Source organism: Mucilaginibacter aquaedulcis (assembly GCF_030409325.1).
GTDB classification, from domain to species: domain Bacteria; phylum Bacteroidota; class Bacteroidia; order Sphingobacteriales; family Sphingobacteriaceae; genus Mucilaginibacter; species Mucilaginibacter aquaedulcis.
Map to the genome: position 1 here is coordinate 2221706 of NZ_JAUFPR010000002.1, position 25169 is coordinate 2246874.

Consider the following 25169-nt stretch of genomic DNA (forward strand, 5'->3'; position numbering starts at 1 on the left):
TTATCAGGCTTTATCTTATGTAAGTAGCGGCATCATCCAGCGCCGTTGGAGGTGATTTTATTTTATTGATAAACAAAAGACATTCCTGTTTGTTTTAAGCAATTTTCTGTTTAAAACCGTTTCAATCAAAGGATTTTACTATGCTTATCGTTATGGTACATTTTATACCTGATAATGACAGTTTAGTGTAACTTAAAACCTATTTGGGCATCCAAATTAAAAATCATGCGTATTTTAGCAAAAGCAAATCTATCAGCTTCAAGATCGATTTTGTTGTGATAACGCCTTCAATAACATTAAATAATTATAGCTAATTTTAATTCATGCAAACGGTAACTGTATCCTGGCTAAAATCGCTCGAAGTTTTAAATAATGTACCTGATGATCAGTTACAATGGCTATTAGATAATAGTAAAGACCAGTTTTTTGAAGAAGGCGAATTTTTAATGCAGCCCGAGGAGCCTATTACCGGGCCTCACATTACGGTTGAGGGCAGCATGCGTTTTTTTATGATGCAGGGTACCTCCCGCAGAGATTATACCATCATTGGTCCGGGTAACATTACCGGGTATCTCCCCTTTTCAAGAGGTAAAATTGCCAAAGGGTATGCTCAGGCCATGACCAAACTGCATATACGCAGCCTTGATACCGGCTTAATACCTGAGATGATCAAAAATCATTATGAACTTACCCAGGCCCTGGTGAGTATCATGACCACCCGTGTGCGTGACTTTACGGCCCTGCAGCAACAGAATGAAAAAATGATGGCTTTGGGTAAACTATCTGCCGGCCTTGCACATGAGTTAAATAATCCGGCATCGGCCATTGTTCGTGATTCGTTAACCCTGAAAAAGCACTTATCAGAAGAGCCCGAAAGTATTAAGGCCATATTTTCGATGAAAATTGAACCCGAAGATGTTTCCGCCATCACCAATACCTTGTTCTCACTCATTGATGCCAAAGACCATACAAGGTTAAGCCTCAAACAACGTACCCAGCGCGAAGACGAGATCATTGAATGGCTTGATGAACATGAAATTGAAAACAGCTATGATATTGCCGAAAGCTTTGTTGATTTCAATTTCACCATTGAAACACTGGAAACGTTTGAAAAATATTCGCCCAATAAAAACCTGACACACATTTTGAATTGGGCAAGCGATATGCTGATCACCGAAAAAATGGTACGCGATATTCAGGAATCGGCAAGGCGGATAGCAGAACTGGTAAGCTCTGTTAAAACCTTTACCCATATGGATCGTGCGCAGGATAAGCAATATGCCGATATACATATCGGTATTCGAAACACCCTTACCATGCTGGGTTATAAAATAAGGAAAGGGAACATTAGCGTTATTGAAGACTTTGATGAAACCCTGCCGGAAGTTAAGGCCTTGATAGGTGAACTTAACCAGGTATGGACCAACCTGATTGATAATGCCATTGACGCTATGGCTGTAAACGGTAAAGGTACCCTGACTATTAAAACCCGCCGCGACCGCGAGTTTGTGGAGGTTTTTATAGTTGATGATGGCCCCGGAATTGCCCCGGAAATACAAAGCCTGATATTTGATCCATTTTTTACTACAAAAGAGATGGGTAAAGGCACCGGCATGGGCCTTGAGGTTGTGCAACGCATTGTTAAACAGCACCGTGGCTCCATAAAAGTAAAATCAGATCCGGGTCATACCGTGTTTAGTGTTTGTTTCCTGATTGATGGATAACGGCAATTTTTGAATAAAATATTAATAATTTTACGTTTAGAAAAAGTCCCCTATGAGCCGCCCAATTATATTTTCCATAGATGATGACCCGCAAGTACTGCGGTCCATAAGCCGCGATCTTCGGTCGCAGTATGGTAAAGAGTACAAAATACTGAGCACTACATCGGCAAATGAGGCTCTTGAGACCCTTACCGAACTTAAAAACAGTTCGGATGTGATTGCGCTGTTCCTTTGCGATCAGCGCATGCCCGAAATGGAAGGCGTTAAATTTTTAGAAAAAGCAAAAAAAATATATCCGGATGCCAAGCGCGTGTTACTTACCGCCTACTCCGATACTGAAGCTGCCATAAAAGCCATTAATGATGTACAGCTTGATTATTATCTCATGAAACCATGGGATCCGCCGGAAGAAAAACTTTTCCCCGTGATAAATGATCTGTTGGAAGATTGGCATAATAATTACGTACCCGAGTTTGTAGGCATTAAAGTAGTGGGCTACCAGTTTTCGCCGCAATCGCACGTGGTTAAAGATTACCTTGCTGGTAACCTGATCCCTTACAGATGGCTTGATGTTGAAAAGAATATTGATGCGGGCAGTTTGCTGGCATTAAATAACCTTACTACAGATTGCTTACCGCTGGTTGTGTTTGAGGATGGCAGCTATTTGGCCAAACCTACCATACAAGCCATCGCGGCAAAGCTGGATACAAACCCGCAAACGCTTACTGATGTATACGATGTGGTAATTATAGGCGCGGGCCCCGCAGGCCTTGCTGCCGCGGTTTACGGCGCATCCGAAGGGTTAAAAACATTGCTTATTGAACGTAAGGCACCCGGCGGACAAGCAGGTACCAGTTCACGTATTGAGAACTATCTGGGTTTCCCGGCAGGCTTAAGCGGTGCTGACCTAACCAGGCGCGCCATTAGCCAGGCTATGCGCTTGGGCGCCGAGTTTCTATCACCACAATCGGTAAGTGATATCAGGCAAAAAGACGGTTATAAAACCATTGTGTTGGATGATGGACCCGAAATTATTAGTCGCACAGTGGTAATTACCACCGGTGTCGATTACCGTAAACTGGAGGTTAATGGTGTTGAAAATTACACCGGTGCCGGCATATATTATGGTGCTGCCACTACTGAGGCTACCGCATGTACAGGTAAACAGGTATACGTTATAGGCGGAGGAAATTCAGCTGGTCAGGCTGCTATGCACCTGTCAAAATTTGCCAAAAATGTATACATCATCATCCGTCGAGATGATCTGGTGGCTACCATGTCGGCTTATTTGATCAATCAAATTGCCGACAGGCCTAATATTGAGGTTATACCTAATACCGAAATAATTGAGGCCAATGGTACCAACAGCCTTGAAGAACTTACGCTGATGAACTGTAAAACCAAGGAAACAGTTAAAAAAACAGCCAACGCGCTTTATATTTTTATAGGTGCCAAGCCTTACACCGATTGGATAAAGCTTGATATTATAAAAAACAGTAAAGACTTTATTGAAACCGGCCGTGAACTACGCAGTTACGAGGGGTTTGGTAAAATATGGAAACTTAAACGTGATCCGTTTTTACTGGAAACAAGCTGCTCGGGTATTTTTGCAGCAGGCGATGTTCGCGCCGGTGCCATGAACCGGGTTGCATCTGCCGTAGGTGAAGGCTCAATGGCTATCAGTTTTGTACACAAATATTTAGCAGAAGTATAATGACACAAAATGAGGAATTATGCCAGCACCTGGCTGGTATCACTGAAGTGAAACTACCTGAAGAACGCGTTTGTGAAGAGTGTATGAAGATACATTCATCGTGGGTGCATTTACGTACCTGCCAAACCTGTGGTGTTACACTTTGTTGCGATAGCTCACCAAATACGCACATGACCAAGCACTTTAAAGCAACCGGTCATCCTATAGTTATCTCTGCTGAAGAAGGCGAACGCTGGATCTGGTGCTACGTTGACCAGCAGATGGTAGGTTATTAGTTTTGAGTGATTAGTTCTCCGAATATTAATCTCCCTCATTTTTTAAATGAGGGAGATTAAATATTTTACTTAAATTATATATCTATTTTATCACTACTCAAACAGAACGACTATCGTTACTCAAATATTTATCTAAAGATATCGGACCCGAACCTAATATGAGAAAGAGTACCAGCAACACCAACGCGGTTATAGAAGGCCAGGCCATAGCGTTAATGGGTTCCTGAAAAATGCTGGTTAAAAATACCGCTCCCAAAACTATAGGTATCTGAATAATACAGCCCAGGCGGGTTAATATACCAACGGCTATAAGTATGCCACCAACCATGTGGGCAAAGGTTACATAATAAACCAGTATCATTAATAGCGTAGGCGAAAGATCAATTACGTTTTGATCATCAATTAAGCCTTTGAGGTAAGCCGTATTATCCATAAAGGCTATACCTTTCAACAGTAAAAACACGCCAAGCGCAATACGTACCAAATCAAGAATTTTAGGGTGATGAGTATCGCCCCAGTTTTCAATTTTATGAACCAAGTTCATTACGGCCTCCTTTTTAAGGGTTAATTGGTTATCATAAGCAGCAGCTTCATGGAGATCAAAGGGGCTGCTTATTTTACTAAATATAGTAACAAACTTGTTATAAATGCAAATTGTTTGCTGTGGAAAATAGAAAACCTTGAAAACAGACCGTTGCTTCCTTTTCCATAAGTTAATCAATCGCCAGGATGATAAACTTTTTGAACGTGTTTAAGTACATCGCTTTTATAAAATAATACATCTTTAAACTTACCATCAATATAACCTTGTGCCTGATCGGTAAAGTTTTTTGACTTCGGATCAAAAGACTGGCCCCCGGTAATAATGCTTTTGGCCTTTACCCTTAGGCCAAACTCCACAGCTGCTATAAAGCTATTACCTGAGTAACCATAGCGCTTTTTTGTATTAACAGCACGGCTCTGAAACGATGGCAGCTGACCAAACCCTGAGCCTGTTGCACCAACAGCAATACTCGGCAATTGATCATCAAACGTAATACCATCGGCAGGCCGTTGATACCTGTTTACCTCACCCCACGGCATTTTCCATGTACCGAAGCTGGCTTGCAAATTTTTCAAAACCTGGGCCAAGAGTGCCAATCGCTGCTTGCCATCAGTTTGCGAAAGCTTTTTTATCCTTTGCGTAATAAAGGTACTTTGCTCGCTGCTTATTGGAGCCGGCATCAATTTCATCATCAGCGTTCCCCATTCAATAGCAAGGGTGCTGGCTATTGAGTTTGCAGCGCTGCGCTTGTCCCACTGCTGTAATAACCTAATAGGTTCGGCAAGTGATTGTTTTAAAGAATCAGGTGCATTTTCATAAGCCTCAAATAAAGGAGGTAACAGATCATCAAAAGCAGCCAGGTAATGATCATATCCTTTTGCTATCAACCCATCCAATGTTACATGATGGGCATCTTTTAATAATCTGATAGCGGTTATGGCCCGATAGTTTTCTCCATCAGGAGCCATATAAACAGGATATTTATTTTTATCAGGACTGCTTTTGCCCGATGCTGTGTATGGCGTTGAATTACAATTCTGTATCCAACCGGTTGCCGGGTTTATATTAGTTATTAAATCTTTAAGCGGATGTATCCCCTGCCACTCGGTGGTGGTAATACTGCCATCAACGGGCTGGCTCCAATCAAAAGCAGGGTTACGTTTAGGAATATAATTGCCATACCAAAATACAATATTGCCTTTATCATCGGCATAAAGTGTATTGTTTGATGCGTTTGATAACAGTTCCATAGCTTTTTTATACTCGGCCAAAGTATTGGCTTTAGTGATCAGCCAGGATTCAAGCAGGGCATTATAGGATCGGTTGTTGGCTTTAAGGGCAAGCCATTTGCCATCGCGGCTACCTAATACCGGACCATGGTGAGTATAGTAACCTGTAATAGTGCGTTGCTCCGGTTTATCGCCTTTTTTAATATTTAACAATAGCTTTCGGGTAGTAAGGGGTTTAAGTTCTCCATTATATTCATAATACCATTTACCATCTTTTTTACTCACCTTTTCGGCGTACAGATCGCCAACATCGGCATAGCTGCTGGTGTGCATCCAGCCGCAATGCTGGTTAAAGCCCTGGTAAATAAAAAACTGCCCCCAGGTAACTGCACCATAGGCCTGCAGTCCCTCCTCACTTACGAGTTCTACCTCGCTGCGAAAATAGAAAGGCACATGTGGATTAATATACAACAAAGCATGCCCTGAAGCAGATCGGGACGGTGCTATGGCAAATCCGTTTGATCCGGTTTCGCGTTCGTTTGCCACATCAAACTCGGGCATTGGCTTATTTAGTAACGCACCTAACCTCTCTTCACCTCTATTATAAAAATCTTGTGTTTCGCTGAGCTTTATGTCTCCGGTTTCTGTCGCGGCCACACTTCCATCGGTAAACATTAAGGCGTACCAGGGCTCAAATCGTTTAAATACCATCGGCTTTACTTCCGGGTGTTTATACAGGTAATAGTTAATACCATCGGCAAATGCATCCAGCAGCTTTTTAAACCATGGTGCACTGTTTTTATAATCTTTAATGGCATCTGCACTATCTGCTATGAGTTGCAGCTGAACATCGGTATACAACTTATCATCGCCATCAACTTCGGCTTGCCTGCCAAGCTGGTACAGGTAATTACGTTCGATACCCTTAAAGTTGTCTTCGCATTGGGTATACATCAAACCAAAAACCACTGAGGCATCTGTTTTTCCATAAATGTGCGGAACTCCCCAATTATCACGAATAATTTTTACTGTTTTCGCATATTTGCCTGCTCTTTTTATTTCCTTTTGATTAAAATTTTGAGCAAAAATTACCGCAGGAGAAAATAATAGAACAATAAATACAATATGTTTCATAGTAACAATATTTTTACTTTAACAGCTCAGGCTTTTAGTATAAATCCTGTAAAGCATTGATAATAATAACAGTAAATTTGACAGTCAATAGCGCAATATTTACAATGCACCTGCGTTTCTTTTCAATTATTCATCATAATTGAATCGGTACCTGATCAATTCACTGCTCGGAACAGCACTAACCACAAATTAATAAAATTTTGTTTACTGCTGCCGGAGCATCAGTAATTATAAAGAGCTTGGGTAATCATAAGCATGATATCTGAGATTTAGTTGATACAATATCATTTGATGGTATTGCAGTGCGTTCCGGGGGTGAGATACCGGAACGCTTTTTTTATTAGTGGTTCATTAGTATCATTGGTATACCTACTTACTCAATGTACCCAATGTTTTCGTTCTGATGCCATTACCAGCAATACCATCCGGTTATACGTTTCTAAACCCTGCGGCTGATTATTGGCCTTTAAAAAATTATCGTAAAAAATACTGCTGATGGCGCTCAGTTTATTTTGGTAGGACAACCAGTAATTACGCTCTGTTGCATAATCATGCCGAACATCTTTTGATATAGTAGCTTTCAGGGTTTTAAATGCGACAGTATCCCTATGGCTCAGCGAATACATAAACTCGCTGACAGCCAAATGATAAGCCGAATAACGTAGCAGTCTGTTATGTGAATTTACAGCGACTGTAAAACCTGCGAAATCAGCTTCATCTTCTGCCCCATAACCCATTTGGTGCGACATTTCATGACAAGCCACAAACGGGCGATTAAAAACCGGCATCTGGTAATTGAGCTGTGCCTCCGAAGTAAACGGGTTATAATAACCCGATGTACCTATGTAATTCAAAAACACCGTTAACAATGACGGTTTGATATCGGGATGATAAGCCCTAAAGTTAACTGAATCGGCAGAGAGCGCTTTGACGGCCTGTGTAGCGGCAGCATAAATATCGCTGTTACTTTGAGCCATATCTGCATTGGTAACACGGGTCCTGCAAACATTTGCGCTATCAATAAGCACCTGGGTTACAGCTTTCAGGTCGGCAGTGGTAAAGGAGGTATCCCGCAGGTTTAAACGCTGAGCAGCTGATGGCCTGAAATAATTCATCCCCCAAAAAAGGTAAAACGCTAATATTCCTACCTGTACACCTATAACTAAGCCAAGCAACAACATACCTACTTGTTTAAATTGTTTTTTAAACAGTAGCCTGAGCAGCACAACTGCTTTATAAATTAACCAGGCAACAACGGCTATATAAAGTAAATCGCCAACGCTAAAGGGGAATATATTTAAAACCGGGTGCCATATACGACTAATATATATATAAAACCCATTGGAGTAATAGCGCTCAACCAATGCCGCATCATCTGCCAGCTGCATAAGTATAAAGATGGCCAGTGCCAACAATAACAGAATAATTATTCTTTTTAATAAGGGCTTTTTGGTTATACTATAACGCATGGGGTTTGTAAATATAGCACGAATAGTGGTTTACTAAAATACTATTTACATTGATAACCATCAGGGCTAATATCACCCCCTCATGGTCATAAAAAAAGCCCCGTTTTCGGGGCTTTTGTGTGATAAGGTTAATTTTAAAAAAGGTTTTTATTTGATGGCTACAGGCACTTCAAAAGTATCCCATTTAAGGCTAAAGCCCCCTTTACCAATGGTGTAAGTAAGGCTTTCTTGTTTAGGGCTGGTTTTTCCCTTAACTGTTACCCTTAACTGGTCATTACTTTCTTTGTAGGTGTAGGCACCCCATTGTTTTGGATTTTTATCAAAAATGATTGTCCACTCACCACTTTTTGATGGGATAACAAAAAACGCGTATCTGCCGGCCGGAAGCGCTTTACCTTCAACCTTGATAGCCTTGCTGGTGGTAATGCTGGTAGCCGAATCGGCACCGGCACGCCATACTTTATCAAAAGGAACCAGTTCGCCCAATATCTTGCGGCCTTTTACATACGGGCTGCCGTATTTAATTTTAATAGTTGAACCGGCTACAACCGCTGTTGTGCTATCATGCGGGCTGGCAGGTTTTTTATCCTGCGCAAAAGTAACCGTTGCTGTTAACAGCGCAAATGCAAACAGCAGCGCTGTCTTAATTTGAAATGCTTTTCTCATAGTTTTCATATTTTTGTTGGCATAAATATATGATGAAATTTGGTTGATTACCTATCGCTTGATAAATAAACCATTTCCGCACATTTATGCCATAACACGCAAAAACAGTTAAAACCAATTGGCATGCGGCATTGTTATCCTTAATGAAAATCGCATTGCAGTTAGGAATTGACCTTAGGGTTTCATAGCCAAAAGGTTAAACAATTGTTGTGGTTTTTTTTAACCCTTGCCTCGTGGCAAGGGTTTTTTATTTTAATACCGGTGTGCTATATCACAATTCAACATCTTCCCGCATTGTTTCCCAATAAATTGTTTCGCAATACAGTCCGTTTTGAATTGCCACCCGATATTTCACCTCCCGCAGCTCGGCCCTAACTTCTTCGTCGGTCCTTTCGCCGCTGATGGAGTGATAATAAATTACATAACCAGTTTTACTGTTTATGAATTTAAAATGTTTATCGCCGGCGGATTCCATAACAATGATGAGCTTATATCAATACAATCAACGGTTTAAGCATATTGTTTTAAATTACATCAAATGTTACAATATAAATTTCTCCGGTAAAAACAGGGGCAGGAAAATTACTAAGTATGTTTAAAAAGCAGAGCCAGTGTGGCCAGCTCACTATCACTTATAGAGCCCGGATTTTCAAACTGCCTTTGCACAATACCTAAAGGAAGTTTAACGCTGCCCGACGATGTTTTAACCACAACCCCAGTATCAAAAACACTGTGATTTTTGTAGTTTCCTATTAAATGATTGTATTGAGATAGCCTTATCAATAATTCAACAATGGCATAAGTTGGTAATGGGCTTTTGGGCATGCTGCAAAGGTATGTCAATGAATTAATAATATTAAATTAACACTACATTAACAATACCATGACCTTTAACAACAAATTAATATATACATTTAGCCGCTGTATTTTTGAGAGCTCAATCAGTATAATTAACTAATATACAAGCTCTTGTATTCACCAGCATTTAAAACAACGATCATTAAATCAGGATCTATGTCGATATTCCCCAATTCAAATAAAATTTTTTACGACTTATTTAACAAGGCTGCAGCCAATGTAGCAGAAATGGCAACGTTGTTGGATGTAGCCGTAAACACCTCAGATTTGTTTGAACAAAAGTTCAATTTCACGCACATCGATAAGCTGAAAATAACCAGCTACGGGCTTACTCATCAGATATTTGCAGAATCAGGCAAGCAACTGGTATCACCTTTTCAGCGTAAGGATATGTGCGATCTGGCTGCCGCTCTTGATGATGTTGCCGATAGTATTGCCATGGCATCGCGCCGGATACACCTTTATGATGTACCTAAAATTACCCCGCCTATTATAAGCCTTGCAAGTTTGATATTGGAAACAAGTACCGAACTGCAAAAAGCTATTAATGCCATGAGTAATTTAAGCAACTCGGCAAGTATATTTGAACTTTGCAGCAACATTAAACAGTTGGAATATAAAGCTGATACTGTTTACAACGAAGCTTTTGCCGACCTGCTGGCTAACGAAACCGATGCAATACAACTTATTAAGTATACAGATGTTTTTATGGCTATGGAAACAGCTACAGATAGCTGTGAAGATGCCACCCTGGTAATTGAAAGTATCCTGATCAAGAACGGTTAATGATATAAATTACTATATAGGGTTTTAATCCTATAATAAAAAGAGCCTCTTTTGTTAATACAAAAGAGGCTCTTTTTATTATAACCCTAACGGTAAGGTATTATTTACTTTTACCGCCGCCACCACCGTTGTTACCTTCTTTGGCTTTATCTGTTGGAGGGGTATCCGGACTGCCGTTTATATTGTCGTCTTCTTTGTTATTGTTCTCTTTCTTAAAGTCGAGCTTACCAAACTTGTAACTCAGGCTTATGCCAAATGAACGTACCGGCACCTGCCTGATATTAACCTGGTTAAAGCTACTGCCAAACGTTGTTGAACGCTGCCCAACAAAATTGGCAAACGGGTTAGAGGCGGTAAGGCCGAAGCTGAATTTTTTATTCAGGATCATTTTACGCATGGCTATGTTGTAGAATACAAACTTAGGATTAACACCCTGAATGCCTTTTTGCGATGAATTGTAATTGCCAAAAAACTCGGCACTAAGATCATGACCAAAGTTATACTGTGCATTCAGGTTTAAACGGTATGTAAAACCGCTTACCGTGGCCGAGCCCGGATTTCTGCTGATGCGGTCAGAAAATATCATGTTGGTGCGCAGGCTTAATTTACTGGTAACCGGTAATGAACCATATAAATTGATTCCGGTACGGATCTGCGAACCTAAGTTGTACCACTGGTTTAATGAAACATCTGTGTATGGTGTACCATTAGCATTAAAGGTTGGATAGAAAGTGGCGAACTGTTGTATATCATCAGAATTGTAGCGGTAAAATGCCGCTACATTAATATTAGCTCCTTTTTCAAATGATTTATTGTATCCAAGTTCAAAGTTGTCGCCACGCTCTGGTTTAAGGTTAGGGTTTCCTGTGCTGATGTTATGCGGATCGCTGATATTCAGGAAGGGGTTCAACGCGCCATAATCAGGCCTTTCGATGCGACGGGTATAGCTTAATTTTATTGATTGGCTATCACCTATTTTATGCGAGAATACTAAAGATGGCACCAGGATATTATAATCAGGAATATCAGCGCCTTTAAAATCGGCCTTAATAATAGTATACTCATCTCTTAGACCTGCCTTCACATCCAAAAAATTATGGAACAATGAGATAGTGGCCGAAAGGTAGTAAGCATATATTTTGCTATCATAAATAAAGCCATAGGTTTGATTTGCATTAGGTACAAAAGCATCGTCCTTCAGGGTATCAGTAACCACATTGTTATTGATGTGAGTAAAATCAAGCTTGGCCCCGGTTTCGATAGTAAAATTTTTGCTTACCGGATGAGTATAGTCGATAGAAACGTTGGTTTCCCTGTCTGTACCTGGGTTATTATTTGATATACCTGATGAGGGCCTGTTTATATTTAAAAAGTCTGTTTGCTGAAACGAGCTGAAGCTGTTATTGCCAAAACTTTCAGTATATAACACATTAAGTTCCTGCCCTTCTTTTTCAAATGTTTTCTTGTAACCTACACTTACATCGGTTGACCGGCCATTGAATTTACTGCGCGAATTACGGATATCTAAAATATTGGATAGTAAATTACCTGAGTCATCAACCTTACGGGTATCTTCATTAGTAACCCCATTGGCGTGGTTGCCAAAATGGTTAAATCCAACAGATGCATTCAAATCATCATGCTTGCTGATATTCCAGGTAAAGTTTAAACCTGATTGATAACCATTGCGGGTAAAGTTGTTGCTGCCATTTTGCAGCAGATTAGTTATATTATTTGCAGAATCTCTTGATGTACGGGTACGCGAATTAGGCGAATTACTGTTAAGCTGGGCATTCCCACTAAAAAACGCGTTCACACCAAAATTGCCTTTGCGAACATTAAGGTTAAATGATCCGTTTTCACGACGTGTACCTGCTGATAAGTTAACACTGCCGTTCACGCCCTCTACCCTACTATCTTTTAAAATAATATTAACAATACCACCAGTTCCTGCTGCATCATATTTTGCACCGGGACTGGTAACCACTTCAATACTTTTGATCTGGCTGGCCGGGATGCTTTGCAATGCATCGGCCAGGCTTGCTCCAAAAATGCTTGATGGCTTACCGTTTATCAAAAAACGGATATTAGCGTTGCCCTGAAGCTCCACATTGCCATCAATATCAACAGTTATTTGAGGTACCTTTTTCAATATATCAATAGCTACACCTCCCTGCGCACTCAGGTCATTTTGCGGGTTATATACCATTTTATCGATCTTGTTTTCAACCGTTGGGGTTTTGGCCGTAATGGTTACCCCTTGTAACTGATGCGATACCGGTGCAAGTTTTATCTCACCAATTGATACAACGGCACCATCCTTAACAATTACGTGCTCAATTGTAGCACGCTGGTAGCCCATAAAATCGGCAGTAATCTTGTATTCACCAGCTGGGATATTTGCCACCGTAAAGTTACCCTTAGGATCTGTACTGATTCCGTTAAATGGTGAAGCGTTACCCTGCTTATATACAGATATGGTGGCATAGTCTACAGGCTGTTTATTGGTAGCATCGGTAACTTTACCACTTATTTTACCCTTAACCGCAGGATTTACCTGGGCCAAAACACTTACAGAAATAAAAACAGATAAAAACAGCGTGTAAAAAACCTTCATTACTTTATAGACAGTATAATTGAGCTGCGAATTTGAAAAGAAAGATTGGATAAATACTGAATTTTATGAATTGTTGTGGATTTGTTACAATAAGGTTAAAAAATTTACGTTAAGCTTGCCATTATCTTAAAAAATAAGCACCAAAGTGCCGGCAATAATTAACAAAGCCCCTATTGCATTTTTTACCGTAAGTGGTTCGCCCAGAAACAGAACAGATAATGCGATGGCCAGTGCAACACTCAATTTATCAACCGGTGCTACCTGCGATACCTTGCCCAGTTGCAGGGCCCTAAAATAGCAGATCCATGAGAGGCCGGTGGCACAACCCGAAAGTATAAGGAACGTCCAGTTAACCCTGGTTAAATTACCTATACCCTGATTGCTTCCTTTGAATAGTACAATAGCCCAGGCCAGTATAAGTATAATTACGGTACGTATGGCAGTTGCCAGATCGGTATCAACCCCTTTTATGCCAACCTTGGCAAATATTGCGGTAAGGGCAGCAAACAGTGCCGAAAGTAAAGCGTATATCCACCACATATTTTTTATTTTAATTGCTTTGGACGATGAGTTGAATGATCTTTTTTTATCAAAAGCTTAACATATACTTTATTATATAAACCCAAACAAACGCTAATTTGCTTGCTCATTCTGTATTAAATCTGTTTCAATTTAAAATATTTATAAAAAAATAGATAATTACGCTTTGGCAGCATGGAAAAATTAATTTCTCACAAACTTTCTACAGAATCGGTACTCACCTTAGTGGTAATTCACTAAAACAACCATGAAAAAATTAATTTTAGGCGCTGCCCTGTTCGCCGTCACCAGCCTGGTTCCTCAATTGTTAAAGGCGCAAACCTATGTAGCTGATAAAACCATTGCATTGCCTGGCGATGGAGGCTATGATTACCTGGCAATTGATAAAGAAAATAACCGGTTATACGTATCACACGCTACACAGGTAAACGTTATTGACCTCGCCACAGAAAAGCCGGTTGGTTCAATCAGCGACATGAAAGGGGTGCATGGCATTGCCATTGTAAACAAATTAAACCGCGGTTTTATAAGTGATGGTAAAGCCAACGCGGTGGTTGCGTTTGATTTAAAAACATTTAAGGTAATTGCTACCATTTCACTTACTGAAGCGAATGGCCCCGACGCTATTATGTATGACCCGTACTCCAACCGTGTTTTTACCTTTAATGGCGAAAGCAATAACTCGTCAGTAATTGACCCGGTTACCTTAAAGCAAACAGGTACCGTTGCGCTTGGAGGCGGCCCCGAGTTTGCCGTGGCAGATGGTAAGGGAAAAATATATAACAATCTTGAAGATAAAAGCAGCCTTAATGTAATTGATAGTAAAGCACTAAAGGTTATTAAAAACTATCCGTTGGCGCCATGCGGAGGCCCTACCGGCCTTGCTCTTGATGCGGTTCATGAACGTTTATTCACCGTTTGTCGAGAAAATAAAGGTGTAAGTGTAATTAATGCCAATACGGGCAAAATAGTTAGTACCTTGCCCATAGGCGCAGGGGTTGATGCTGTTGCTTATGATGCTGAAACTAAGTTGATATTTTGTTCATGCGGCGATGGAACAACAACCATTATAAAACAAAAATCGGCCGATGAGTATGCTGTTGTACAGGTGTTAAAAACTGCCGAACGGGCCCGAACCCTCGCCCTCGATAGTAAAACCCACAAAATTTATTTAAGCGTTGCCCAATTTGAAAACGGCACAAGAAAAACCATACCAAACACTTTTAAAGTGCTGGTATTCAAACTTCAGTAACATTTTTTATATAAAATATTCGTGAAATGTTTATGAAGTTTTTGCTACACATAATATTTTTTTACCAGAAAATGATATTTTCAACACGTTATTCATATATTTAACGTTTATATTTTATATGATAAAGAAAACTGATTTTGTTTATTCCCAGGAGTCTGAACCACATCGTATCCGCACTAAGAAAATTTTAAAGCAATTTCCACAGCTCAGAAAGCTTATCGGAAAAAACCCGAACACCATATTTGCCATTATTGGCCTCGTTGCTTTTCAGGTAATTTTAGCCTGGTTTTTGCGCGACCAATCATGGTGGCTTATTTTTGGCGCTGCCTATTTATTAGGCGCCTTTGCAGATCATGCCCTGTTTGTTATGATTCACGAATGCACACATCAGTTGTTGTTCAAAAATCGTAATGCCAATCGTTGGGCTGCAATGTTTGCCAATTTACCGCAAATACTGCCAAGTGCCATATCGTTTGAAAAATACCATATTAAACACCACTCTTTTCAGGGCGTACATGAACTTGATGCCGATTTGCCAAACAAATGGGAAGCAAAACTGATCAGCAATTCGTTTTTTGGTAAAGCTTTATGGTTGCTGTTTTTCCCGGTTTTCCAGCTTTTCCGTTTGTCAAGATTACGTGAAATTCACCCTTTTGATGGCTGGATATTTACCAATTTCGTATCGCAGGTAATATTCACAACTGCCATCTGGTACTTTATGGGATGGCCTGCTGTAGCTTTTTTACTGTTAAGCTTTTCTTTTTCTGTTGGCTTGCACCCACTTGGCGCCCGTTGGATACAGGAGCACTACCTTACCCACAGTGTTGAGCAGGAAACATACAGCTATTATGGTAATTTTAATGTGGTAGCTTTCAACGTAGGTTTTCATAATGAGCATCATGACTTCCCTTCAATACCATGGAACAAACTTCCGGAAATTAAGAAAACCGCTCCAGAATACTACGATACCTTACATTACCACACCTCATGGACCAAATTATTTTTCCGCTTTTTGTTTGATCGTGAAATATCATTGTTCAACCGAATCTTAAGGAAAGACCGCGGCCGTGTAGCCATAACCGATATATCTAAACCAGATATAGACATGGTTAAGGCCGAAACCTTGAAACCAGATCTGGAAGTAAGCATCAGCAAATAATATTCATAAGGGCCTTAAAGGCCTTTTTTTATTTCATGAGTCTTAAGTTATCCTGCCCTACATACCTCCCGGAAAAAATGAACGAATGATGAAGAGCCGAAAATCAATTACAAGGCTATAGCTAAATTGATTTACTTTTAACGCTCTATTAATTTAACTATGGCAGAGCTGCGCTCATTTTTTTCAAGACACGAAGATCTAACTCAAGTACTTTTATACGCAGGCATCATAACAAGCCTCTGGTTTGCCGAAATCATGGTATCGGCCGAAAGCATCAAATACAAATGGAAACATTCAACCGTAAATGCCCTTTTCATATTCACCGCATTACCCATACAGTTATTATTAACAACCTTTGTTATTCTTATCTCTAAATGGGACATTGCCCATCATTGGGGAATCATCAATTTTATACCCCATCACCGTAATCATTGGGTTTATTACATCAGCCTGTTTATTTTGCTTGACTTGTGCGAGTACATTTATCACGTTACCATGCATAAAGTTGAAGCTTTATGGAAATTTCACCTCGTTCACCATAGCGACCTTAAAGTTGATGTATCTACCACCACCCGCGAACATCCCTGCGAAACCGCCATACGCACCGGTTTCCTGATGCTTTGGGTATTTATTTGCGGCCCCGCTATTGGCGTTTTAATCTTACGCCAAACCTTTCAGTCGTTTTCTAATATTATAGCACATACAGAGTTCCGTTTGCCCGAAAAAGTTAATCGTATTGTTGGCCTGGTTTTTATTACCCCAAACCTGCACCATGTACACCACCATTATCAACTACCTTATACTGACTGTAACTATGGTGATGTATTAAGCATTTGGGACAGGCTATTTGGCACTTATGGCAAACTCAGCAAAACTGAAACTGTATTTGGTATTGATACGCACATGAATGAGCAGCTAAATGGCAATTTTGCAGGTGTGGTTAAATTACCTTTCCAAAAATTTGAAAGACCAACTCAACAGCACAATAATTATTAACAGATACAAATTACCCACTGACAAAATTAATTAACACAGGTGCAACCAATCTAAAAATTCATTATAATTGCTAATATTTTTAGCAATATGGATTTATTGAATACTGCCGAACAGCTTGTTATATTTAGCCGGTACATAGGCCAACAGGTAATGATCACCAGCCTGTTGAATAATCAAATAACCATTGGTACGCTTACCGGTGTAAAGCAAAACGGAATGCAGGTTATGGTTGATGATGTGAGCAGATGGATACCGATGACAGACAATTTTAAGGTTTGTGAAATTAAATTGTTACTGAAGCCTTTAAAAAAGTTGACCTCGGCTATTACTACTACTGCAAACAGTTTACCGGTGCAAGCGTTTATAACACCATATTACCAGCAATTAGGATTTGATATGCCGGTTTTCATTTCGCCGGGGCATGGCTGTAATTGCCAGTATGTGCAGGAAATTGGTCTTGCAGATTATCGTTCTCCGGCAGAAATATTTCAGCAGCATGCGTTGCTACTGGCATTTGAATCGGCATGAAATGGCAATAAATCTATTATTGACTGAAAGTAATTTAAAGGCTAACTTATTCATCATTTGCTCATTAAAACCATTTAACCAATACAATACTCATACTATTTTGGTTAATTTGCGTTATTATTTGTAACAAATAAGATGAGCAGATCAAAAAAATTAAAATTAATAGTGCCCTTGATAACCCTGCTTTTTGTAGGGGCCTTTGCCAAGCACAGGCTGTTTGACAGGCACACTCAATCTGGTACGCTCAGCAGTAAACAAATGGACGAAACATCGGGTATAGCCGCTTCAACCATTAACCCCGATATTTATTATGTACATAATGACAGCGGCGATACAAGCCGTTTTTTTGCTATAACACCCGACGGAAAACTAAAGACCACCATTTTTTTTACCGGTGATAAAAAAATACCATTAGGCGTACGCGATTGCGAAGATATATCAGTAGGCCCCGGACCTGTAAAAGGAAAAAGCTATGTTTATATAGGTGACATTGGCGATAACGGCAGCTCCTGGCCATATATAACTATATATCGTACCCCGGAAAAAAAGTCATGGGCTACAGATAGTGTTGCCAACGCCAATGCTACACCACTCAATTTCAAATACCCTGATGGCCCCAAAGATGCCGAAACGATGATGGTTGACCCCATTGATAAACTGTTTTATATAGTAAGCAAACGTGGTGATACAGTAGGTGTTTACACCGCCCCATTGAATAGCAATGTTAAGGATACTGTAGTTTTAACCAAGCGGGCCAAATTGTTTTTTCATGGGTTTAAGCCCTTTAAATGGATCACCGGCGGTGATATATCAAAAGATGGACAGCATGTTTTATTAAAGAGCTACGAAAAGGTTTACTACTGGAAACGCGAACCTAACGAGCATATTTGGGAAACCATGCTTAGAAAGCCCGAGGAGCCATCATACAAAGCCGAAAAACAAGGTGAGGCCATAGGTTTTACACCCGATGGTAAAGGTTATTATACTACCAGTGAAGGTGTATTTGCGCCCATCTACTATTACGAAACGCCGGATTAAATTGAGGTTTTTAACGCTTGTTAACTAATCCTGATTGTCATTTCGACCGAAGGGAGAAATCTTACACAATAGAACAAAACTACGTGTATAAGATCTCTCCTCGTGCCTCGTCGAGATGACAAGCTGTTTTAACTTTGTAATTTTACTTACTTACCTTGATCAGCATAACACCGTGTGGCGCTACCTTCGCGCTGAAAGTTTTACCTGCTGTAATGATATATTTTTGCTGCCAAACGTCCCTAAATTTGTTGAAACCGTTCAATGCCGGATCGGTTTTGTCAAGGCTGATGGTTTGATACTTATCTGATAAATTGAACAAACCGATAGCTTTACCACCGTCTTTAAGCTCCTTTACCCATATCTGGTAATTATCATTCTTGATGTATTGGCTTGCACCTTTACCCAATGCATCCTGATCAATAGCTAATACCTCATCATTGGTGAGCAGGTTTAGCGTAAACCTATCCAGGTGCCCCATATCACAACCAATTAATAGTGGCGATGAAAGCAAGCTCCACAAGCTGATATGTGTATACTGCTCATCAAAAGTAAGCTGTGTATTGTGCAGGCTTGGCCCCCAGCCTACCTTACCTACCACCAGCATATCCGGATCATTAAAATGGCCCGGCTGTGAAAAAGCAGCTGCCTTATTCTGGTTAAACCCTATGGACGACATGCTTCTCCAGGTATCCTGGATATCGCCGGTGGTACGCCAGCTGTTGCCGCCAACTTCGGCTCCCCACTCCCATACATTACCCCAGCCATACTGGCAAAGGCTGTACATAATGTCGCGGTTTATTTTATCAAGCGAAGCGCGCATAACCTGATATGGCTTCTTTAAACCATCCAGATCCGGTTTAGGTACAATCTCTGAGTATGCGCACCAATCGTATTTCAAATAGTCAACACCCCAGTCGGCATACGTTTGCGCGTCTTGATCTTCATGCTGCCAGCTGCCCAAAAAGCCACCGCAGGTACGCGGCCCCGGCGATGAATAAATACCCATACGCAAACCTAAACTGTGAATGTAATCGCTTAGTCCCTTCATATCCGGAAACTTGCTGTTAGCCGTTATTTTACCATCAGGCTGGCGCTGGTCTGCCTCCCAACCATCGTCAATATTGATATATGCCCAACCGTGTGCGCTCAGCCTATCAACCATAGCCTTGGCCGATGTACGTACCTTTTGATCATTAACACTTAAACCCCAGGCGTTCCAGCTATTCCAGCCTAAGGCAGGTGTTAAGCCAATTTTATCACCTATAACTATGCTGAAATCTTTCGTTTTACTGCCCAACTTATTGCTAACCGTTAAGGTAACCGGGTAAGTGCCCTTTTGCGCTACTGCACCGCTTATAATACCTGTAGCGGCATCAAGCTTTAAACCTTCGGGCAAGCCTTCGGCTTTATAAACCAATGGTTTGTGCCCGGTTGCCGGTATCAGGTAAAGGAACGGGCTGCCCGGCCTTGCACCAAAAACGTCGGCACCATTTATTTTGGGCTTGGCCGATGGATAAGGCGTAAGCAGGTAAGGTGTGGTTTCTGTTTGGGTTAACACCTTGCCCGATTTATCATCCGTAAAAGTATAGGTAATGGTATATGATTTTTTCTCCAAACGGGCTATCTCAAAAGTATAGGTAAATGGTTTGGCGCTACTAAAGGCAGCATCATTTGTTTTTTCGTACAAAACTGAATTAGTTTCCGGATCGGTGACTTTAAAGCCCAGTTTACCGCTATAGTTATAATGGCTGGTGGTGATCAGTTTGATAGATTTACTCAGACTGTTGCGTTCGCCGTAGTCAAAATCAGCCTCGGTATTTATCTTTACATGATCCATCACATCAGCCATTCCAATACTGAAGTTGGTGCCATATATGCCCCCATCTCCCCCGGTATCATAAATTCGTACGGCCAGTACATTTTCCTTATCCCATAAAATAGCCGGATTATTGGCCGCAATGGTATAAGTACGCGGGCCGTAAAATGCGCCTTTCACAATATCGCCCGTTTTGCCGCCAAAACGGCCTATCAACTTACCATTCAGGTAAACTTCATCGTTATCGTCAACACTGCCCAGGTTAATGCGCACGCTGTCTTTTAAAAACGCTTTCTCTTTTAATGATGAAGGGATAACAATGTGAATGCGGTACCAGCCAAAGCCATTATAATCCGGATGCCCTTCCTGCTCCCAGCTCTGTGCAACATTAACTGCTGCCCAATGCTGATCGTTAAAAGTTGGCGATGCCCATTGCGCCGAATCGCCAATGGCCAGTTTCCAGCCTTTGGTTAACGGAATATCCTGTGCAACAACGCGCGAAAAACAAGCGCACAGCAATATCAGTACAAATAGTTTTCTCATTGAGGTATTTATTTAGGTAGTATATCAATAAATTTAACTTGCTCGGGAAACCACACGGTCATTTCACCTTTGCCGCGGTTGGCCCAGGCATAATACGGGATGGCGGTCAGAGTGCTGTTTACAGTGCTTACATTTTGCCCGGCATCATCCACTTTAATACTCTTTACCCCGGCCCTTAAAACAGTGACACCATTCAGTAAACCGGCGTTATAAGATGGGGTAAAAACCACATCTTTAGAAACAATAAATCTGGAAGGGCTACTGGTATTGTCCTTCCATTCGGCGCAATACATGATAGGACCGCGTTGCAGGGCCACTTTGCCATTATCATCTTTTAGCTTATCATTGGCCACTACCCTTTGCACATCCATAGGCAGGTTCATTTCTACACGGTCGTTCTTTTTCCATTGCTTGCTGATAACCGCATAGCCGTTTTGTACCTGGTAATTCACAACCTTTCCGTTCACCTTTATTTCTATTTTTTGCGCAGATGGCTTTTCATAGTTGTAAAGATCTGATGGGATTGCCTTATCCTGTGCCCAGCCAGGTATACGTATGCGCAGATCCATATCAATGGCCGAAACCGGGTTAATGGTAAATGCCAGTGCACCATCCCATGGGTAATTATTTTGCTGGATAATTTTAACAGGTTTATGATTAACCTCTATAGTTGCGGTACCGCTTATAAACAGATTTATATAAATACTTTTACCATTTTGAGCATACATGTATCCGGGTAGAGAAGGCAGCAAACGTGCCATATTGGTTGGGCAGCATGAACACGTAAACCAGCCTGAACGTTCGCGTTCTATATCTGCATGTGTAAAGCTATCCCTTATTTGCATAGCGTTGGTGTAAAAAAAAGATTTACCATCTAACCCGACACCTGATATCAATCCGTTATATAAAGTTTTCTCCAACAGATCTATATATTTTGAATCGCCATGAAGCAAAAACATACGTTGGTTCCAGAAAACATTGCCTATGGCAGCGCATGTTTCGTTATAAGCAGTGGTATTGGGCAACTCATAATTATCGCCAAAGCGTTCACCATCGCCAATGGCCCCAATACTGCCTTGTACGTATATCTTTTTGCTCACCATGTTGTCCCATATTTTATCTATGGCTGTCAGGTATTGTTTGTCGCCGGTGAGTGCAGCTACATCGGCCATTCCCGAGTAAAGGTACATAGCCCTTACAGCATGGCCTTCGGCCTCATCCTGTTGTACTACAGGCTGATCATCCTGCCAGTAAATGCCGTTTTCAAAAGGGTTCTTACTCTTTTTGTTGTAGTCTTTCTTACCACGGGCATCAATAAAAAACTTGGCCAGATCAAGGTATTCTTTTTTACCGCTGATGCGATAAAGCCTGACCAAACCCATTTCTACTATTTCGTGTCCCGGGGCCACCTGTCTCTTATCCGGACCAAAGGTTCGTACCAGCAGGTCGGCATTTTTTAGGGCTATATTTAAGAAATTGCGTTTACCCGTAGCCATAAAATGAGCGGCCGCGGCCTCAAACAGGTGCCCACTGTTATACAGCTCATGACTCATCTTTTGTTCGTTAACCCAGCGCTCCGGGCCCGCCCAGGCCTGCGGATGCAGCGGATCGATAGTACGGGCCGTATACAAATAGCCATCCGGCTCCTGGGCCTTGCCTACAATGGTGATAAGTGAATCAAGATAGAGATCAAGCTTTTTGTCAGGATGCAGGGCAAGGGAATATGATGCACCTTCAATGGTTTTATAAATATCAGTATCATCAAACGGATAGGTTGTGCAAAACTTGCCCGAATGCGCCGCGGCCATTTCAAAGTTCTTAACACGGCCGGTGCTTATGCAACGCTCAAAAGAGGCGGGAATAGTTGCAGTACGATTGGTTTCGATACGTGATGTCCAAAATTGATCAGTAAGCTTTACGCTGGTGAACGGTACAGGCTGAATGGGATAATCCTGCTGTTTTTGTGCTAAAACTCCGTAGCTGCAGCATATCATCAATAATAAACAGGCACTCTTTTTCATCATTGGTTATAACAGGAAGTTTTAAAGTTACATTTTTCGGTAACATATGAAATGTAAATTTTACAATTATTGTTATATCCGGCTAAAGTCATGAGTTAAAACTTAACCTGCGGTTGACGATTAGTTATAATATCGAGGCTAATTTTGTATATCGAAAAATAAGAACCATGAAAAGGACATTTTTAACAACCGCCCTGTTAATTTGCTGCTTTTTAGCCAGTTTTGCTGCATTAAGCGATTATTCCGGCACGTGGACCGGCACCCTCAAAACTGAAACCGGCGAGGTTTATCCCCTGCTTTATAACTTTAAGGTTGATGGTGATAAATTAACCGGAACAGCTAAAACACCTAAGGGCGATTTGCCTATTGACGACGGTAAGGTAAACGGTAATGATTTTAAATTTACCGTAGTGCTGGGCGATATGGAGATTGAACACACCGGCAAGTTTTATACCGACTCGGTAAGTGTTGATATAGCCGCTAACGGAGCTAAAGCGCATACCGTACTCAAAAGGAAGCAACAAATAAGTAAATAAACAACGTCATGCTGAAATAAAATTCAGCATGACGTATATGGCTTTCATTACAACACGTTTACTTATCCTCGGTAGTATCCCGTTCTACCAGATCCATACCACATTTGGGGCATACGCCGGGCTTATCGGCGCTTACATCCGGATGCATAATGCACGTATATTTACCCTTCTTTTGATGCTTTTCGGTTGACTGATGGCTATTACCACAAGCCATTATGAAACCCAATGTTAATACGGCCAAAGCAGCAATGATAACTGATTTTTTCATAGTTATTTATTTTTAATAAAGGAAGCAAAGCCAAATATCGATACTACAAGCACACCCAAGGCAGCCAGCATACTAACTATATCCCGGATATCTTTACCGGCCCAGCTCATACCAAAATATTTATGCAGAAAAATGAATGATAAGCCCTCGGCCCTGTCAATACCGGTAACTTTGGTAGCCAATTTAGATGAGGTGGTTTCTATATACCAATTGTCGCCGCCGGGGTAGCCTACTCGCTCAACCGGTAAACGTTTATTGATAAAGCCGTATTCGTTATCAAACTGCTTGATTACATCAACCTTTACTCTACCCTTAAAGGTATTTAAAGGCGATTTACCGTTTTGGTAATAAGTACTTAAAAAGCGGGCATATTCTTCATCGCCCAATTCACGTTCTTTACCTGTGTTGGTATCAAAATATAAAACCTGTTTTTTATTGTCAACCAACTGGTAATAGGGATTACCGCCAAAACTAACCAGGCCTGTTTTTTTGATAGTACTATCCGCAACAGGCAGGGCAAGGTTTGAAATACCTAATTGGCTGCGATTAATGATCTGCCCGTAATCAGGTCTATCTGGTTGATTATTGTACAGTTTTACCGCCAAATGAAAAGCCCCGCTTACCACAAAAGTAAACATCACGAATGATACGATAAGCCCGATTTGCCGGTGAAAGCGATGTACAAATCGTTTATCTTCTGTACCCTTCGCTTTTCGATTCTGCTGAATTGCCTTGAACTTTTTCCAGAACAAACCATAAATGGTTAACCCGCTAATGAGCGTAAATAACAATACGCTGATGATCACGAGCAAAAACACATTCCGAAATGTATCGCCTGCAATATCTGCCAGAAATTGCCAGGTATGTAACTGCTCAAACACCCAAAGCATAGCTTTACGGGTATTGTTGTTAAACGTGCCCATGCGGCTTTGAGCAGTTTCAACGTATACATCCATACCATCGGGCCGGTTAAATGATACCTTCCACACTGGTAAAAGATGATTGATAGGCTGGTACTGGCCATCGAACGAGGTTTGCAGTGCTATGCTTTTAATTGCAGAGGAAGAATCCTGCGTAAAATACCGGGCCAGATATTCTGCATATTGCACATCGCCATTAGGCAGCAATACTCCATCATTAGCAGAATAATACCGGTAAACGCTATCCTTATCCAACACCTGATAAAAAGTGCCTTTGGTAAAATGTATGAGGTTAAAGTTGCGAAGCTGCTGCAGATGGTTCTGATCCAACACTTGTTGAATGGTCAGTACCGGTTTCATTTGGCTTTGCGCTAAAGGTCTAAAAACTTCTTTAGGGATGAACGGCCTGAACCAGTTTGACATAAAGGGATGCGAGAATCCGCTCAAAGTCCAGAAAATGACTGGTACCAGGCCTATTAAGCCCAGTACACGATGCCATTTATAAAATTTACTTTTTACTGCTGATGATGCCATGA

At 41.0% G+C, this 25169-nt stretch carries 22 protein-coding genes; 10 read left to right on the forward strand and 12 right to left on the reverse strand.

The annotated features are described in order from the left end of the window. Nucleotides 1-323: 323 nt before the first annotated feature. Genes QWZ01_RS13555 through QWZ01_RS13565 form a run of 3 tightly spaced genes read left to right on the forward strand, consistent with a single transcriptional unit; the run spans nt 324 to nt 3713 of the window. The gene (locus QWZ01_RS13555; RefSeq protein ID WP_290323973.1) at nt 324-1724 is read left to right on the forward strand and encodes an ATP-binding protein; all 1401 of its coding nucleotides are present in this window, start codon (nt 324-326) and stop codon (nt 1722-1724) included. Between the two features lie 52 nt (nt 1725-1776). Beyond that, on the forward strand, nt 1777-3438 hold the full coding sequence (locus tag QWZ01_RS13560) for a response regulator (RefSeq protein ID WP_290323975.1): 1662 nt from the start codon (nt 1777-1779) through the stop codon (nt 3436-3438). Beyond that, nucleotides 3438-3713, forward strand: coding sequence for a UBP-type zinc finger domain-containing protein (locus tag QWZ01_RS13565; RefSeq protein ID WP_290323977.1), 276 nt, complete (start codon nt 3438-3440; stop codon nt 3711-3713). Before QWZ01_RS13560 ends, QWZ01_RS13565 begins: the two co-directional genes overlap by 1 nt. Before the next feature lie 97 nt (nt 3714-3810). Here QWZ01_RS13565 and QWZ01_RS13570 read toward each other — a convergent pair whose 3' ends face one another. The 6 genes from QWZ01_RS13570 to QWZ01_RS13595 form a co-directional block, all read right to left on the reverse strand. Beyond that, complete coding sequence (locus QWZ01_RS13570; RefSeq protein ID WP_290323978.1) at nt 3811-4257, reverse strand: DoxX family protein; 447 nt, start codon at nt 4255-4257, stop codon at nt 3811-3813. Nucleotides 4258-4430: 173 nt separating this feature from the next. Continuing rightward, nucleotides 4431-6620, reverse strand: a complete 2190-nt coding sequence (locus QWZ01_RS13575) for a penicillin acylase family protein (protein ID WP_290323980.1) — start codon at nt 6618-6620, stop codon at nt 4431-4433. A gap of 377 nt (nt 6621-6997) precedes the next feature. Further along, a complete protein-coding gene (locus tag QWZ01_RS13580; RefSeq protein WP_290323982.1) occupies nt 6998-8089 on the reverse strand; it encodes a DUF3810 domain-containing protein in 1092 nt (363 codons plus the stop codon). A gap of 147 nt (nt 8090-8236) precedes the next feature. Then, complete coding sequence (locus QWZ01_RS13585) at nt 8237-8755, reverse strand: DUF2911 domain-containing protein (protein WP_290323984.1); 519 nt, start codon at nt 8753-8755, stop codon at nt 8237-8239. Nucleotides 8756-9026: 271 nt separating this feature from the next. Next, entirely contained in the window at nt 9027-9230 is a 204-nt protein-coding gene (locus tag QWZ01_RS13590; RefSeq protein ID WP_290323986.1) for a hypothetical protein, read from the reverse strand. A gap of 110 nt (nt 9231-9340) precedes the next feature. Continuing rightward, nucleotides 9341-9580, reverse strand: a complete 240-nt coding sequence (locus QWZ01_RS13595; protein WP_290323988.1) for a hypothetical protein — start codon at nt 9578-9580, stop codon at nt 9341-9343. A gap of 189 nt (nt 9581-9769) precedes the next feature. Between QWZ01_RS13595 and QWZ01_RS13600 the strand changes: the two genes are divergently transcribed. After that, the gene (locus QWZ01_RS13600; protein ID WP_290323991.1) at nt 9770-10399 is read left to right on the forward strand and encodes a DUF47 domain-containing protein; all 630 of its coding nucleotides are present in this window, start codon (nt 9770-9772) and stop codon (nt 10397-10399) included. 100 nt (nt 10400-10499) lie between these two features. Here the strand turns inward: QWZ01_RS13600 and QWZ01_RS13605 are convergent, their stop codons facing one another. Together QWZ01_RS13605 and QWZ01_RS13610 are read right to left on the reverse strand one after the other, a co-directional pair. Beyond that, entirely contained in the window at nt 10500-13016 is a 2517-nt protein-coding gene (locus QWZ01_RS13605; protein ID WP_290323994.1) for a TonB-dependent receptor, read from the reverse strand. Between the two features lie 126 nt (nt 13017-13142). Further along, nucleotides 13143-13556, reverse strand: coding sequence for an EamA family transporter (locus QWZ01_RS13610; protein ID WP_290323996.1), 414 nt, complete (start codon nt 13554-13556; stop codon nt 13143-13145). A 247-nt stretch (nt 13557-13803) separates the two neighbouring features. Here QWZ01_RS13610 and QWZ01_RS13615 point away from each other — a divergent pair, with 247 nt between their 5' ends. From QWZ01_RS13615 to QWZ01_RS13635, 5 genes are all read left to right on the forward strand, one after another. After that, entirely contained in the window at nt 13804-14808 is a 1005-nt protein-coding gene (locus tag QWZ01_RS13615; RefSeq protein WP_290323998.1) for a YncE family protein, read from the forward strand. 118 nt (nt 14809-14926) lie between these two features. Then, nucleotides 14927-15967 carry a fatty acid desaturase gene (locus QWZ01_RS13620; protein WP_290324000.1) on the forward strand — a complete coding sequence of 347 codons (1041 nt, stop codon included), beginning with the start codon at nt 14927-14929 and terminating at the stop codon, nt 15965-15967. Between the two features lie 159 nt (nt 15968-16126). Then, nucleotides 16127-16963 carry a sterol desaturase family protein gene (locus QWZ01_RS13625; protein WP_290324001.1) on the forward strand — a complete coding sequence of 279 codons (837 nt, stop codon included), beginning with the start codon at nt 16127-16129 and terminating at the stop codon, nt 16961-16963. Nucleotides 16964-17050: 87 nt separating this feature from the next. Then, entirely contained in the window at nt 17051-17491 is a 441-nt protein-coding gene (locus QWZ01_RS13630) for a hypothetical protein (RefSeq protein WP_290324005.1), read from the forward strand. A 135-nt stretch (nt 17492-17626) separates the two neighbouring features. Next, complete coding sequence (locus QWZ01_RS13635) at nt 17627-18529, forward strand: hypothetical protein (RefSeq protein ID WP_290324007.1); 903 nt, start codon at nt 17627-17629, stop codon at nt 18527-18529. Nucleotides 18530-18671: 142 nt separating this feature from the next. Here the strand turns inward: QWZ01_RS13635 and QWZ01_RS13640 are convergent, their stop codons facing one another. Both QWZ01_RS13640 and QWZ01_RS13645 read right to left on the reverse strand, forming a co-directional pair. After that, nucleotides 18672-20888, reverse strand: coding sequence for a putative Ig domain-containing protein (locus QWZ01_RS13640; protein ID WP_290324009.1), 2217 nt, complete (start codon nt 20886-20888; stop codon nt 18672-18674). 8 nt (nt 20889-20896) lie between these two features. After that, entirely contained in the window at nt 20897-22912 is a 2016-nt protein-coding gene (locus QWZ01_RS13645; protein WP_290324011.1) for a glycoside hydrolase family 127 protein, read from the reverse strand. A 164-nt stretch (nt 22913-23076) separates the two neighbouring features. Here QWZ01_RS13645 and QWZ01_RS13650 point away from each other — a divergent pair, with 164 nt between their 5' ends. Next, nucleotides 23077-23445 (forward strand): hypothetical protein, encoded by a 369-nt coding sequence (locus QWZ01_RS13650; RefSeq protein WP_290324013.1) that lies wholly within the window; start codon nt 23077-23079, stop codon nt 23443-23445. A 58-nt stretch (nt 23446-23503) separates the two neighbouring features. On the opposite strand, the gene QWZ01_RS13655 is transcribed toward QWZ01_RS13650, so the two are convergent. Both QWZ01_RS13655 and QWZ01_RS13660 read right to left on the reverse strand, forming a co-directional pair. Then, nucleotides 23504-23713, reverse strand: a complete 210-nt coding sequence (locus tag QWZ01_RS13655; RefSeq protein WP_290324016.1) for a heavy metal-binding domain-containing protein — start codon at nt 23711-23713, stop codon at nt 23504-23506. A 2-nt stretch (nt 23714-23715) separates the two neighbouring features. Further along, the gene (locus QWZ01_RS13660; protein ID WP_290324018.1) at nt 23716-25167 is read right to left on the reverse strand and encodes a PepSY domain-containing protein; all 1452 of its coding nucleotides are present in this window, start codon (nt 25165-25167) and stop codon (nt 23716-23718) included. Nucleotides 25168-25169 lie beyond the last annotated feature (2 nt).